Genomic DNA, 14,136 nt, shown 5'->3' on the forward strand with positions numbered 1-14,136 from the left:
TCCTGTCGAGTCCTGTCTCATGTTGCAAGGGGTTAGCGTGATGTGGCAGCCTTTGCCGGAACGCGCGCAACAGGCTGGGAAAGGTAAGCCCATGTTCAAGGAGTTCAAGGAATTCATCGCCCGCGGCAATGTCATCGACCTTGCCGTCGGCATCATCATCGGCGCAGCCTTCACGGCGATCGTGAATTCGCTGGTCGCCGACCTGATCAACCCGATCATCGGGCTGTTGACCGGCGGCACGGATTTCAGCGGGCATTACCTGGTGCTGAAGGGCGAGGTTCCGCCGGGCGCCAGCCTGCAGGTGGCGCGCGATTCGGGCGCCTCGGTCTTTGCCTATGGCGCCTTCCTCTCGGCGATCATCAATTTCCTGATCATCGCCTGGGCGGTGTTCCTGCTGGTCAAGGCGGTGAACCGGGTGCAAAGCGCCGCCACCCGCAAGAAGGAGGCCGAAGAGGCCGCCCCCGCCGGCCCGACGCAAGAGGAGCTGCTGATGGAGATCCGCGACGAGCTGCGCGCCCGCCGCGCCTGAGGCGAAAGCGACCCAGGAAGGCAATGGCGCGGCCCCCTTGGGGTCGCGCCTTGTCGTCCATGGCGGCGATTTTCGCTTATATCCCGGCTCTGGCGGCGCTATGGTCGAAGAAACCGGCGCCGGCCGGCAGCCGCGAGACAGGGATCGCCCCGATGATCGAGCTTGACGCAACGGATCGCCGCATTCTTTCCGTCCTGCAACGCGACGGGCGCATGACCAATGCCGACCTGGCAGGCGAGGTCGGGCTGTCCCCCAGCGCTTGCCATCGCCGCGTGCAGCGGCTGGAAGAGGCGGGGGTGATCCGCGGCTATGTCGCGCTGCTCGACGCGCGCAAGCTCGAACGCCCGACCACGGTCTTCGTCGAGATCACGCTGTCCGGCCAGGCCGACGAGTTGCTGGAGGCTTTCGAGCGCGCCGTGCGCACCATCCCCGACGTGCTGGAATGCCACCTGATGGCCGGCTCGGCGGATTACCTGCTGAAGGTGGTGGCCCAGGACACCGACGATTTCGCCCGCATCCACCGCCAGCGGCTGGCCAAGCTGCCGGGGGTGCAGCAGATGCATTCCTCGTTCTCGCTGCGCACGGTGGCCTTCACCACGGCGCTGCCGGTGTGAATGTGCCGGCGTGAATGAAAAACCCCCGTGCGTGGCACGGGGGTTTTCCTGAAACGAACGTGTCGCTCGTCTTACAGCGCGCCTTCGCGTTGCGCTTTCTTGCGCGCCAGCTTGCGGGCGCGGCGGACGGCCTCGGCCTTTTCACGGGCCTTCTTGACCGAGGGTTTCTCGAAATGCTGCTTGAGCTTCATTTCACGGAACACCCCCTCGCGCTGAAGTTTTTTCTTCAGAGCACGAAGCGCCTGTTCGACGTTGTTGTCGCGAACACTTACCTGCATGTGGTTGTCACCACCTTCCTAGGTTAAAGTTGAGCTGATTTGCAGGACGCGGCCTTCTAGCAAGCCGAATCGGCTTTGTCCAGATTTTCTGGACCCGCGCTGCAGGAAGAAAAAAGGAGAGTGCCATGACGGATGACCGCGAGCGGCTGATCGAGGCCGCCCTGTCCCATGTCGTCTTCGAGGGCATGGGGGAAAAGGCCATCGCCGAGGGCGCGCGCGACATCGGCATGAACCCGGCGCTGGCGCGGGTGCATCTGCCGCGCGGCGGCGCGGATCTTGCCGCCGCCTATCACCGCCGGGGCGACCAGGCGCTGCGCGACTGGATGGCCGCGCATCCGCCCGAGGGACGGTTTCGCGACCGCGTCTCGGCGGCGGTGATGCAGCGGCTGTCGCTGAGCAACCGCGAGCTTGCGCGGGCGGGGGCGGCCATCCTGGCCCTGCCGCAGAACGCGGCGCTCGGCGCGCGCCTGGTCTGGGAGACGGCCGATGCGATCTGGGACGGGCTTGGCGACCGCTCCGAGGACGTGAACTGGTATTCCAAGCGCGCGACGCTGTCGGCGGTCTATGGCGCGACGGTGCTTTACTGGCTGGGCGACGATTCGCCCGAGGCCGAGGAGACGCGCCGCTTCCTGGACCGCCGCATCGAGGGCGTGATGCGCTTCGAAAGCCTCAAGGAACGGGTCGGCGGGCTGCCCGGCGTCTCGACCCTGGCCGGGCTTGCGACGGGCTGGATCAGGCGGCCGGAAAATCGCAATCTGCCCGGAGCGTTGCGCGCAAATCCGCGCGCCCGGACGGAAGGAGGCGACGGGTGATTCCCGATGTGATGCAGGCGATCGAGATTTCATCCCCCGGCGGGGCCGAGGTGCTGCGGCCGGTGACGCGGCCGGTTCCGGTGGCCGGGCATGGCCAGATCCTGATCCGTGTCGTCTGGGCGGGGGTGAACCGTCCCGACGTGCTGCAGCGCGCCGGCTCCTATGCGCCGCCGCCGGGGGCCTCGGACCTGCCGGGACTGGAATGCGCCGGCGAGGTGGCGGCCGTCGGCCCAGGCGTCACGCGCTGGAGGCCGGGCGACCGGGTCTGCGCCCTGCTGCCGGGCGGCGGCTATGCGCAATACGCGACCTGCCCGGCAGACCACGCCCTGCCGATTCCGCAGGGCCTGTCGCTGCGCCTGGCCGCCGCATTGCCGGAAACCGCCTTCACCGTCTGGTCCAACGTGGTCATGCGCGGGGCCTTGCAGCCGGGCGAGCGCTTCCTGGTCCATGGCGGCTCCTCGGGCATCGGCACCATGGCGATCCAGGTCGCCAGGGCGCTGGGCGCGCGGGTCTGGGCGACGGCGGGCTCGGCCGAGAAATGCGCGGCCTGCGAGAGGCTGGGCGCCACCGCGATCAACTATCGCGAGCAGGATTTCGTCGCCGTGCTGCGCAAGGCCGGCGGCGCCGATCTGATCCTCGACATGGTCGGGGGCGACTATATCGCCCGCAACGTCCGGTGCCTTGCGGATGACGGCCGGCTGGCCATGATCGCCTTCCTTGCCGGTCCCAAGGCCGAGATCAATTTCGCCCAGATCATGGCCCGGCGGCTGTCCGTGACGGGCTCGACCCTGCGCCCGCAATCCGACCTGGCCAAGGCCCGCATCGCAGGCGCGTTGCAGGAACGGCTCTGGCCGCTGGTCGAGGCCGGGGCGGTGCGCCCGCTGATCGACAGCACCTTCCCGCTCGCCGAGGCGGCCGAGGCGCATCGCCGCATGGAGGGCAGCGGCCATATCGGCAAGATCCTGTTGCGGGTTTCGGCCGAGGATTGACCGCTCCGGCGGTTTTGGCACGGCCCGGTGCCTCCGGCGGGGATATTTGAAGCACGAAAGAAGCCGTTAACCGAATCGCAAGGATTTTCTGCCAGTTTGGAATCACGGAACAGGCGGGGACGCCGATGGCCGTCACGGAAGAAGCCACACCCCGACCTTCAGCTCTGGCGGGCGGGGTGTGTGCTTTTCTTTCGTGTCTAAATATCCCCGCCGGAGGCATCGCAGCCGTTCCGTCAGCGCGGCGCCGGCATCAGGAAGCTGCCCTGGCAATCCCGCCTGGCAGCCTCGGCGCAGGCGCGGGGCTGCAGGTCGCGGGTCAGGCAGATGCGGATCTCTTGCAGGGCGCGGGCGCGGCAGGTCACGGTGATGCCGTCGCGCGCCAGGCCGGGATTGGCCTCGATGAAGGCGTCTTCGATCACCTGGGCGGGCAGGGTGACGTCGCGGTCGAGCCGGCGCAGGGTTTCGGGCAGGGCGATCCGGGCGGCGGCCTCGCGGGTCAGGGCGAAGTAGTCCCGCGCCGGCAGGCCCGAACAGCGCCCGTGCTTCTTCCATTGATGCCAGGCCAGGCCGCCCGTTCCCATCACATCCGCCATGGCGCGGGTTTCGCGGCGCGGGGGGTCGCGGGCCTCGGTCCGGCAATATTCTGGCCAGCCGCGTTCGTATTGCGGCCACAGGCCATGGACGACGAAGCCAAGCTTCCGTCCGCTCGCGCATTGCTCGGCATCGCGCTCGGCGCGGCACCAGCTGGGCGACCAGCTGAGCGACAGGACGTAATAGTCGAACCGTCCCGCGATGTCCTGGGCCAGGGCCATGGGGGCGAGCAGGAGGAAGGCGATCAGGATGGCCGGTTTCATGGTGGGGAACCTAGCGCCGGTCCTTGCCGCGCGCCACGAATTTCAGGCTTTATTTTGGCCCCTTCCGGCCCTATATAGCCTGTCAATCCCCCGAAAATGGAATGGCGCCCCGCCGAAAGCCGTTTTCCCCGGCCGGAAGAGATATTGTTAAGGAGAAGGTCATGAACAAGCCGCTGATGGCCAAGGCCACCGCCGTCTGGCTGGTCGACAACACGACGCTGAGCTTCAAGCAGATCGCCGATTTCTGCGGCATGCACGAGCTTGAGGTCCAGGGCATCGCCGACGGCGACGTGGCGGTCGGTGTCAAGGGCTTCGACCCGGTCGCCTCGAACCAGCTCGACGCCTCCGAGATCGAGAAGGGCCAGAAGAACCCGCTGCACCGGCTGAAGCTCAAGCACAATCCCGCCGCCGAGGGCGAGGAGAAGCGCCGCGGCCCGCGCTATACGCCGCTTTCCAAGCGCCAGGACCGGCCCGCCGCGATCCTGTGGCTGGTCAAGTTCCATCCCGAGCTGGGTGATTCGCAGATCTCGAAGCTGGTGGGCACCACCAAGCCGACCATCGCCTCGATCCGCGACCGGACGCATTGGAACATCCAGAACATCCAGCCCATCGACCCGGTGGCGCTGGGGCTGTGCCGGCAGTCCGAGCTGGACGCCGCCGTGCAGAAGGCCGCCAAGCGCAAGGCGGCCGAGGGCGGCGCCATGACCGACGACGAGCGTCGCAAGCTGCTTTCGACCGAGACCTCGCTTGCCATGTCGGACGAGCCGCGCCTGCCCAGCTCGATCGCCGGGCTGGAGAATTTCAGCCTCAGCAAGGACGACGACAAGCCCGAGCGGGACGACAACCTGGATGCGGACAGCTTCTTCAACCTGCCCGATGCGGATGACGACGAGGACGAGGATCACTGATCCCGCAAACCCCGGAGCTCGGCTCCGGGGTTTTTTCTGGCCGGTCAGATCGACAGGCAGATATATTTCATCTCCAGGTAGTCCTCGATGCCGTGGCGCGAGCCCTCGCGGCCGAGGCCGGATTGCTTGACGCCGCCGAAGGGTGCCACCTCGGTCGAGATGATGCCGGTGTTCACCCCGACGATGCCGTATTCCAGCGCCTCCTGCACGCGGGTGATGCGGCCGATGTCGCGGGCATAGAAATAGGCGGCGAGGCCGAAGATGGTGGCATTGGCGCGCTCGATCGCCTCTTGCTCGGTCTCGAAGCGGAACAGCGGCGCCAGCGGGCCGAAGGTTTCCTCGCTTGCCACCTTCATCCTGTCGGTGATGCCGGTGACGACGGTCGGGTCGAAGAACAGCCCCTCGCGCGGCTTGCCGCCGGTGACGACGGTGGCGCCGCCCTCGACCGCGTCCTGGATATGCTCCTGGACCTTTTCGACCGCGTCCCGGTTGATCAGCGGGCCGGTGGTGACGCCTTCCTCGAGCCCGTCGCCGACGCGCAGCTTGTCGACCGCTGCCGCCAGCCGCCTGGCGAATTCGTCATAGACCCCGGCCTGCACATAGATGCGATTGGCGCAGACGCAGGTCTGGCCGTTGTTGCGGAATTTCGAGGCCATGGCGCCTTCCACCGCCGCATCCAGGTCGGCGTCGTCGAAGACGATGAAGGGCGCGTTGCCGCCGAGTTCCATCGAGCATTTCAGCACCTGGTCCGCGGCCTGGCGCAGCAGGATGCGGCCGACCTCGGTCGAGCCGGTGAAGGTCAGCTTGCGGATCAGCGGGTTCTCGCAGAATTCCTTGCCGATGTCGGAGGAGCGCGACGAGGTCACGATGCTGAACAGCCCCTTGGGCAGGCCGGCGCGTTCCGCGAGCACGGCGAGCGCCAGGGCCGAGAGCGGAGTCTCGGCGGCGGGGCGGCCGACGAAGCCGCAGCCGGCGGCAATGGCCGGGCCGCATTTGCGGGTGATCATCGCGTTGGGAAAGTTCCAGGGCGTGATCGAGCCGACCACGCCGATCGGCTGGCGGATCACCGTCAGGCGCTTGTCGGGCTGGTGGCCGGGGATGGTTTCGCCGTAGATGCGCTTGGCCTCTTCGCCGAACCATTCGATGAAGCTGGCGCCATAGGCGATCTCGCCCTTGGCCTCGGGCAGGGGCTTGCCCTGTTCGGCGGTCAGGATCTTGCCCAGGTCGTCCTGGTTCTCCATCATCAGGTCGAACCATTTGCGCATGATCTGGGCGCGTTCCTTGGCGGTGCGGGCGGCCCAGCCCTTCATCGCCTCGGCTGCGGCGGCGATGGCGCGGGCGACCTCGGCGCGGGACAGGTCCGCCACCTCGGCGATCACGTCGCCGCGCGCCGGGTTCACCACCGAAAAGGTCTTGCCGTCATCGGCGTCGATCCATTCGCCGGCGACATAGGCGCGGGTCTGCAAGAGCGAGGGGTCTTTCAGCAGCATCTTCAGGTCGGTCGCATGTCTGGTCATGGCGGGCTCCTTCCGTTCGGGTCGGGTGCAGGCTTGCGCTTTTGCCGGGCCAACGCAAGCCGCAGCTGCCGCGTGCCGGGATCGAGCAATCGTGATGAACCGGATGGCGGGCTGCGGCGTTGCCTTGCCATCGTCAGGTTTTCCCTCTTGGCGTATTCGACTGGGCGGCGTCTCTCTCTGGCGCCGCCCTTTTTCGTCGCTTCTGTTTCGCCGCGACAGGGATTATTCCCTGGGCAAACCCGGTGATGGGCCGGATTCAGGGTATTTGGAAAACGGTGAAATGCGGGAGCTGGATGAGCTGAAGGCGCTGGGCGATCCCGGCAAGGCGGCCGAGATGGCGGCCTATCACAAGGCGCCGCGCGAATACCTGGGCGTGGCGGTGCCGGTGATCGACGCGCTTGCCCGCGGCTGGCGGGCGGGGCTGGACGTGCCGGGGCGGGTCGATCTGGCGCGGCGGCTTTGGGACAGCGACCTGCACGAGGCGCGCATCGCGGCGGCCAAGCTGCTGACCCAGGCGCGGATCCGGCCCGACGACGCGGCCTGGGATCTGATCGCCGGCTGGGTGCCGCAATTCGACGGCTGGGCGATTGCCGATCACGCCATGAAGGCGGGCGAGCGGCGGCTGCTGGCCCGGCCCGAGCGGCTGGACGAGGTCGAGACCTGGCTGGACCATCCCCGCTTCTGGGTGCGCCGCGCCGCGCTGGTCGGCACGCTGCCCTGGACGCATATCCGCAATCCCAAGCCGCAGGACCTGGAACGGCGCGAGCGTGTGCTGTCCTGGCTGGACCGGCTGGCCGACGACCGGGAGTGGTTCGTGCAAAAGGCCATCGGCTGGTGGCTGCGCGAACTGTCCAAGCACGATCCCGGCCGCGTGCGCGACTGGCTGGCCGCGCATGGCGCGCGGCTGAAGCCCTTTGCCCGGCGCGAGGCGGGGCGGTGGCTGCCGGAAAACCGCGGCGGGACGGGGCAGGATCGGCCGGGCGGCGATCAGCTGCCATAGACCTCGATCGTGGGCAGGTCGGTCAGGCTGACGCCGATCAGCTGCAATGCCGGCAACGAGACCTGGCTGCCGCCGCTGGCCGGGCCGTCCAGCGGGATCAGCCGCACCTTGGCGGATTTGCCGTTCGCCGGGTTCACGATGCGGCCGTCGGCTTCGGATTTCACCAGCGGCGTCTTGATCCAGAAGCCGGGCTGCGAGGGATCGCCCAGCGAGGCGATGGTGGTGCCGATCCGACGCTCGCCCGTGGCGGGCGGGGCGGCGGCGGCGGCTTTCTGCTCGCGGGTGGTGGTGTCGAATTGCGCCGCCGTGCGCGCCGCGGGCGAGGGGCGCGCGGCCGCGGTCAGCACCGAGCCCGCCGCGGTTCCGGTGCCGGCCGTTTCGCCGCCGCTGCCGGCGGTGGTGCCGGGCGTGCGGGGGGTGGTCTGCGTTGCAGGGGTGCAGGCGGCCAGTGCCAGCAGCGCCAGCGCGCCCAGCAGGGGCAGGATCGGCTTGGTCATCGGCATGCGCTTGTCCTTCATCCTTTTCAGGTCGGGGCGAGGCTAGACCCGGCCGGCCCCTGCTGTCCAGCCGAGCTTCCATTCATGGTTACGAGACCATCAACGGATCGGCCGGCTTGTGCCGATGCCGGCCCGTGCTTATCTTTGCGCCATGGATGTCCAGGCCCCGCTGATAGACCCCTTTGCCAGGCCGATCACCTACCTTCGGGTGTCGGTGACGGACCGTTGCGATTTCCGCTGCACCTATTGCATGGCCGAGCACATGCAGTTCCTGCCCAAGCGCGACCTGCTGACGCTGGAAGAGCTGGACCGGCTGTGTTCCGCCTTCGTGGGCCTGGGCGTGCGCAAGCTGCGCGTCACCGGCGGCGAGCCGCTGGTGCGGCGCAACATCATGGAATTCTTCCGCGCCATGTCGCGCCACTTGGGCGCCGGTCCGAATGGTGGGCTGGACGAATTGACGCTGACCACCAACGGTAGCCAGCTGGCGCGATTCGCCGACGAACTGGCCGATTGCGGCGTGCGGCGGGTCAATGTCTCGCTGGATACGCTCGATCCCGACCGTTTCGCCCGCATCACCCGCTGGGGCAGATTGCCGCAGGTGCTGCAGGGGATCGAGGCGGCGAAGGCGGCCGGCATGCGGGTCAAGATCAACACCGTCGCGCTGAAGGGTTTCAACGAGGATGAGCTGTTTCGCCTGGTCGACTGGTGCACGGACCAGGGCCACGACCTGACCTTCATCGAGGTCATGCCGATGGGCGAGATGGGCGAGGAAGAGCGGCTGGACCAGTATTGGGCGCTGTCCGACCTGCGCGCGCGCCTGGGCGAGCGCTTCACGCTGACGCCGCTGGCCGAGCGCACCGGCGGGCCGGCGCGCTATGTCCGCCTGGAGGAGACCGGGCAGAAGATCGGCTTCATCACGCCGCTGACGCATAATTTCTGCGAAAGCTGCAATCGTGTCCGCATCACCTGCACGGGCGAGCTGTTCATGTGCCTGGGGCAGGAGGACCGCGCCGACCTGCGCGCGCCGCTGCGTGCCAGCCAGGACGATGCCCCGCTGCGCGATGCCATCCGCGAGGCCATCGCCCGCAAGCCCAAGGGCCATGACTTCGACTATTCCCGCCGGCATGTCGCCGGGCAGGTCAGCCGCTTCATGAGCCATACCGGCGGCTAGTAGCTGGCGCCGTCCACCGCCTGGCTGGCCAGTGCGCGCGGGTTGACCCCTGCGAGGCAGTTCACGTTCACCGCCACCATCTCGGCCCCGTCCGGTCCCGTGCCGAAGGCATAGGATTCGACGCCGCAGGTCGGGCAGAAGCGGTGATGGATCTGCTTGCGGTTGAACAGGTATTCCGTCACCGGCCCGTCGCTGGTCAGGCGGAAATCCGCCCTGGGCACGAAGGTCAGCACGAAGCCCAGCCGCTGGCAGCGCGAGCAGTTGCAGGTGAAGGTCTGGTCCAGATCGGCATCCACCTCATAGGCGATGCTGCCGCATTGGCAGCTGCCTTGGTAGTGCTGTCGGGTCATGGTTTGCCTCCCGTTTTGCGACTCGGGTGCATGGTGGGGCAGGGCGGCGGGCATCGCAAGCGGAAATGTTCCCGAGTTGTTCCGTTTCGGGTTGCCATTTCGCTGCGGATGCCTATCTCATGCGCTTGGCGGAATCAGGACGTGATCAGGACTGGCGCGATGGAACAGAAGTTCATCGAGGTTCGCGGCGCGCGCGAGCATAATCTGAAGAACGTGGACATGGACATTCCGCGCGACCAACTGGTGGTCATCACCGGGCTGTCGGGTTCGGGCAAGTCCAGCCTTGCCTTTGACACCATCTATGCCGAGGGGCAGCGGCGCTATGTCGAAAGCCTGTCGGCCTATGCCCGGCAGTTCCTGGACATGATGGGCAAGCCGGACGTGGACCATATCTCGGGCCTGTCGCCGGCGATCTCGATCGAGCAGAAGACGACCAGCAAGAACCCGCGCTCGACCGTCGGCACGGTGACGGAAATCTACGACTACCTGCGGCTGCTCTTCGCCCGCGCCGGGACGCCCTATTCCCCGGCGACCGGCCTGCCGATCGAGGCGCAGCAGGTCCAGGACATGGTGGACCGGGTGATGGAACTGCCCGAGGGCACCCGCGCCTATCTGCTGGCGCCCATCGTCCGCGACCGCAAGGGCGAATATCGCAAGGAATTCCTGGAACTGCGCAAGCAGGGCTTCCAGCGCGTCAAGGTGAACGGCCAGTTCCACGAGCTGGACGAGCCGCCGACGCTCGACAAGAAGTTTCGCCACAATATCGACGTGGTGGTGGACCGCATCGTCGTGCGCGAGGGCATGGAGACGCGGCTGGCCGACAGTTTCCGCACCGCGCTGGACCTGGCCGACGGCATCGCCGTGCTGGAGACCGCGCCGTCCGAAGGCGAGCCCGAGCGCATCACCTTCTCCGAGAATTTCGCCTGCCCGGTCAGCGGCTTCACCATCCCCGAGATCGAGCCGCGGCTGTTTTCCTTCAACGCGCCCTTCGGCGCCTGCCCGGTCTGCGACGGGCTGGGGGTCGAGCTGTTCTTCGACGAGCGGCTGATCGTGCCCGATTCGGCGCTGTCGGTGGCGCAGGGGGCCATCGCGCCCTGGGCCAAGTCGAAATCGGCCTATCTGACCCAGACCGTCAACGCGCTGGCCCGGCATTACGGCTTCGACAAGAAGACGCCCTGGAAGGATCTGCCGGAATCGGTGCGCCAGATGTTCCTGCGCGGCTCGGGCCAGGACGAGATCCCGTTCCGCTTCGACGATGCCGGCCGCATCTACGAGGTGACGCGCCAGTTCGAGGGCGTGATCCCCAACATGGAGCGGCGGCTGCGCGAAAGCGACAGCGCCTGGGTGCGCGAGGAGTTCGAGAAATACCAGAACAACCGCCCCTGCGGCGCCTGCGACGGCTATCGGCTGAAGCCCGAGGCGCTGGCGGTCAGGATCGCCGGCAGCCATATCGGCAATGTCACCGAACTGTCGATCCGCGAGGCGCTGGCCTGGATCGAGGCGGCGCCCAGGCACCTGACGAAGCAGAAGAACGAGATCGCCGCCGCCATCCTCAAGGAGATCCGCGAAAGGCTGGGCTTCCTGGTGAACGTGGGCCTGGATTACCTGACGCTGTCGCGCGCGGCCGGCACGCTGTCGGGCGGCGAAAGCCAGCGCATCCGCCTGGCCAGCCAGATCGGCTCGGGACTGACCGGGGTGCTTTACGTGCTGGACGAGCCCAGCATCGGCTTGCACCAGCGCGACAACGACCGGCTGCTCTCGACGCTCAAGGGGCTGCGCGACCAGGGCAATTCGGTGGTGGTGGTCGAACATGACGAGGATGCGATCCGCCATGCCGACTATGTCTTCGACATGGGGCCGGGAGCGGGGGTGCATGGCGGCCAGGTGGTCGCCCGCGGCACCCCGGCCGAGATCGCCGCCGATCCCTGCAGCCTGACCGGGCAATACCTGTCCGGCGCGCGCGAGATCGCCGTGCCGTCGGAACGCCGCAAGGGCAATGGCAAGGCGATCAAGGTGGTCGGCGCCACCGGCAACAACCTCAAGAACGTCACCGCCGAGTTCCCCTTGGGCAAGTTCGTCTGCGTCACCGGCGTCTCGGGCGGCGGCAAGTCCACCCTGACCATCGAGACCCTGTTCAAGACCGCCAGCCTGCGGCTGAACGGCGCGCGCCAGACCCCGGCCCCCTGCGAGACGATCAAGGGGCTCGAGCATCTGGACAAGGTGATCGACATCGACCAGCGCCCCATCGGGCGCACGCCGCGGTCGAACCCGGCGACCTATACCGGCGCCTTCACCCCGATCCGCGACTGGTTCGCCGGCCTGCCCGAGGCCAAGGCGCGCGGCTACAAGCCCGGCCGCTTCAGCTTCAACGTCAAGGGCGGCCGCTGCGAGGCCTGCCAGGGCGACGGCGTCATCAAGATCGAGATGCATTTCCTGCCCGACGTCTATGTCACCTGCGAGACCTGCAAGGGCAAGCGCTACAACCGCGAGACGCTGGAAGTGACCTTCAAGGGCAAGTCCATTGCCGACGTGCTGGACATGACGGTCGAGGATGCGCAGGAATTCTTCAAGGCCGTGCCCTCGATCCGCGAAAAGATGGACGCGCTGGTCGAGGTTGGCCTGGGCTACATCAAGGTCGGCCAGCAGGCCACGACGCTGTCGGGCGGCGAGGCGCAGCGGGTCAAGCTGTCCAAGGAACTGTCGCGCCGCGCCACCGGCAAGACACTGTATATCCTGGACGAGCCGACCACGGGGCTGCATTTCGAGGATGTGCGCAAGCTGCTGGAAGTGCTGCATTCCCTGGTCGAGCAGGGCAATACGGTGGTGGTGATCGAACATAACCTGGACGTCATCAAGACCGCCGACTGGATCATCGACATCGGCCCCGAGGGCGGCGACGGCGGCGGCCGCATCGTCGCCACCGGCACGCCCGAGGCCGTGGCCGAGGTCGAGGCCAGCCATACCGGCCGCTACCTGGCGCCCATGCTGGCTGCGGCGCGCAGCCGCGCCGCGGAATAGGCGCGGCCGCAGGCCAAGGGGCTACATCGTATCTGCGGGCTCGACACCGGCTGGCGGCGCGGGCCGCGGCCAAGGGGTATGCGACCTCGGCGCGACCCGGTGCGGCTTGACCGAATATGGCGCGATCCTGCCCCCCTGCCGCCGGCCGGCACGCGGCCTTGCGGCGATGATCGCCGGCCGGCCCGGCCGGGCAAAATGCGTTCCCCTGGCTGCTGCCGCTTTTTCGATCTGGTCAGGCGTTCGATTTTCGCGTTATCTCCATTTTGCCTGCATTTGTCTTTAGGCTTGATTTCGATCAAGCGGGGCGGATGCAGGATTTCTCCAGTGTTTTCATCCGGCGCAGCGCATCGGATGAACCCGGTAACGAACGCAAAAGGAGCGCGAATTGCCTGTTACGACTGTTAACCTCATGTGGATCGGTAACCGGTCCCTGCTCGATCCCACCCCCTCCAGCAACATCAACCAGGACCAGGCCAATGCGATCGTCGGCTGGGAGGCCGAGGGCCGCGAGGAAATCGCGCCCCTCGCCTTGACCGGCGATTACTTCGGCTCAGGCGGCAACAGAAGCTTCAGAACCAGCTATCAGTCGGGTTTTCTGCAACCTGCCAGCCGGTTTTCCTATACCGACCCGGATGGCAGCCCGCAAAGCGACGTCACCCTCAACACCTTTCTCAGCGCTCGCTTTGCTGTTACCGTGCATGATGAGGATGGCGGTGCCAGCGTGGTGGAACTGAACGGCATCCTCATGCAGATGAGCAATGGCGATCTGTTCGTCCGTCCCTCGACGGACACGGCGGCTGCCTGGAGCGCCCATGCCCGCATCTCCAAGATCGAGATCTTGGGCGTGACCCGCTTGTCGGGCGACACGGGCGTCGCCACCATCGGCTTCAGCGCCGAGATCTTCGAGGCCGAGATCGTCTGCTTTACCCGCGGCACGCTGATCGAATGCGCCGGGGGGCTGCGGCCGGTGGAAAGCCTGCGCATCGGCGACCTGGTGCGGACGCTGGACAACGGCCTGAAACCGCTGCGCTGGATCGCCTCGCGCCGGCTGGGCCGGGAACTGGCGGCCACGCCCAAGCTGCGCCCGATCCGCATCCGCGCCGGGGCGCTGGGGCAGGGCGTGCCTTCGGCCGACCTGCTGGTCTCGCCGCAGCATCGCATCCTGGTGCGCTCCAGGGTGGCGATGCGGCTGTTCGGCTGTGCCGAGGTGCTGGTCGCGGCCAAGCAGCTGCTGATGCTGGACGGGGTGGACATCGCCCAGGATCTGGAGGTGGTGGAATATTTCCACTTCGCCTTCGACCGGCACGAGGTCGTCTTTGCCAACGGGGCCGAGGCGGAATCGCTTTACCCCGGCGCGCAGGCGCTGAAAGCCATCGGCCGCAGCGCCCGCGAAGAGCTGTTTGCGCTTTTCCCGGCCCTGCGCGAGCCGGTGGCCCCGCCGGTCGCCGCGCGCGAGATCGTCTCGGGCCGGCAGGGCCGCAGGCTGGCGTTGCGCCATCTGCGCAACGGCCGCCCGCTGGTCGCCGAGGCTGCCGGGCTGCATTGACGCCGCGAAACCGCGATGCAGGCCGCCCCGCCCGCCTGCATCGCCCGCCTTGC

General features: G+C 67.4%; 14 protein-coding genes. 9 read left to right on the plus strand and 5 right to left on the minus strand.

The genetic code is table 11. The annotated features are described in order from the left end of the window. The first annotated feature begins 91 nt into the window (after positions 1-91). Entirely contained in the window at positions 92-529 is a 438-nt protein-coding gene (gene mscL / locus KF941_RS01345) for a large conductance mechanosensitive channel protein MscL (RefSeq protein WP_114536477.1), read from the plus strand. Between the two features lie 155 nt (positions 530-684). Beyond that, positions 685-1,143 carry an Lrp/AsnC family transcriptional regulator gene (locus KF941_RS01350; RefSeq protein ID WP_175562323.1) on the plus strand — a complete coding sequence of 153 codons (459 nt, stop codon included), beginning with the start codon at positions 685-687 and terminating at the stop codon, positions 1,141-1,143. A 71-nt stretch (positions 1,144-1,214) separates the two neighbouring features. On the opposite strand, the gene rpsU is transcribed toward KF941_RS01350, so the two are convergent. Further along, on the minus strand, positions 1,215-1,421 hold the full coding sequence (gene rpsU, locus KF941_RS01355; RefSeq protein ID WP_011748553.1) for a 30S ribosomal protein S21: 207 nt from the start codon (positions 1,419-1,421) through the stop codon (positions 1,215-1,217). Positions 1,422-1,546: 125 nt separating this feature from the next. Between rpsU and KF941_RS01360 the strand changes: the two genes are divergently transcribed. Both KF941_RS01360 and KF941_RS01365 read left to right on the plus strand, forming a co-directional pair. After that, positions 1,547-2,233, plus strand: a complete 687-nt coding sequence (locus tag KF941_RS01360) for a COQ9 family protein (RefSeq protein ID WP_036752297.1) — start codon at positions 1,547-1,549, stop codon at positions 2,231-2,233. A gap of 11 nt (positions 2,234-2,244) precedes the next feature. Further along, complete coding sequence (locus KF941_RS01365; protein WP_214273621.1) at positions 2,245-3,222, plus strand: NAD(P)H-quinone oxidoreductase; 978 nt, start codon at positions 2,245-2,247, stop codon at positions 3,220-3,222. Positions 3,223-3,455: 233 nt separating this feature from the next. On the opposite strand, the gene KF941_RS01370 is transcribed toward KF941_RS01365, so the two are convergent. Continuing rightward, entirely contained in the window at positions 3,456-4,076 is a 621-nt protein-coding gene (locus KF941_RS01370; protein ID WP_214272377.1) for a ribonuclease T2, read from the minus strand. A 161-nt stretch (positions 4,077-4,237) separates the two neighbouring features. On the opposite strand from KF941_RS01370, the gene KF941_RS01375 reads away from it, so the two are divergent. After that, entirely contained in the window at positions 4,238-4,984 is a 747-nt protein-coding gene (locus tag KF941_RS01375; protein ID WP_036752291.1) for a DUF1013 domain-containing protein, read from the plus strand. 44 nt (positions 4,985-5,028) lie between these two features. Here KF941_RS01375 and KF941_RS01380 read toward each other — a convergent pair whose 3' ends face one another. Then, positions 5,029-6,501 (minus strand): NAD-dependent succinate-semialdehyde dehydrogenase, encoded by a 1,473-nt coding sequence (locus KF941_RS01380; protein WP_214272378.1) that lies wholly within the window; start codon positions 6,499-6,501, stop codon positions 5,029-5,031. A gap of 280 nt (positions 6,502-6,781) precedes the next feature. Between KF941_RS01380 and KF941_RS01385 the strand changes: the two genes are divergently transcribed. Then, the gene (locus KF941_RS01385) at positions 6,782-7,501 is read left to right on the plus strand and encodes a DNA alkylation repair protein (RefSeq protein WP_214272379.1); all 720 of its coding nucleotides are present in this window, start codon (positions 6,782-6,784) and stop codon (positions 7,499-7,501) included. On the opposite strand, the gene KF941_RS01390 is transcribed toward KF941_RS01385, so the two are convergent. Continuing rightward, positions 7,489-7,998: a hypothetical protein gene (locus tag KF941_RS01390; protein ID WP_214273622.1), complete on the minus strand. Its 510-nt coding sequence runs from the start codon at positions 7,996-7,998 to the stop codon at positions 7,489-7,491. The two genes, KF941_RS01385 and KF941_RS01390, sit on opposite strands and share 13 nt — an antisense overlap. Positions 7,999-8,122: 124 nt before the next feature. Between KF941_RS01390 and moaA the strand changes: the two genes are divergently transcribed. Then, a complete protein-coding gene (moaA, locus tag KF941_RS01395; protein WP_214272380.1) occupies positions 8,123-9,169 on the plus strand; it encodes a GTP 3',8-cyclase MoaA in 1,047 nt (348 codons plus the stop codon). Here the strand turns inward: moaA and KF941_RS01400 are convergent. Next, the gene (locus KF941_RS01400; protein WP_036752283.1) at positions 9,166-9,519 is read right to left on the minus strand and encodes a GFA family protein; all 354 of its coding nucleotides are present in this window, start codon (positions 9,517-9,519) and stop codon (positions 9,166-9,168) included. The two genes, moaA and KF941_RS01400, sit on opposite strands and share 4 nt — an antisense overlap. Before the next feature lie 159 nt (positions 9,520-9,678). On the opposite strand from KF941_RS01400, the gene uvrA reads away from it, so the two are divergent. After that, a complete protein-coding gene (uvrA, locus tag KF941_RS01405; RefSeq protein WP_072461632.1) occupies positions 9,679-12,537 on the plus strand; it encodes an excinuclease ABC subunit UvrA in 2,859 nt (952 codons plus the stop codon). Positions 12,538-12,946: 409 nt separating this feature from the next. Continuing rightward, entirely contained in the window at positions 12,947-14,083 is a 1,137-nt protein-coding gene (locus KF941_RS01410; protein WP_240540187.1) for a Hint domain-containing protein, read from the plus strand. Positions 14,084-14,136 lie beyond the last annotated feature (53 nt).

The sequence above is a fragment of the Paracoccus sp. pheM1 genome, assembly GCF_018499825.1.
In the GTDB taxonomy this organism is placed as follows: domain Bacteria; phylum Pseudomonadota; class Alphaproteobacteria; order Rhodobacterales; family Rhodobacteraceae; genus Paracoccus; species Paracoccus versutus.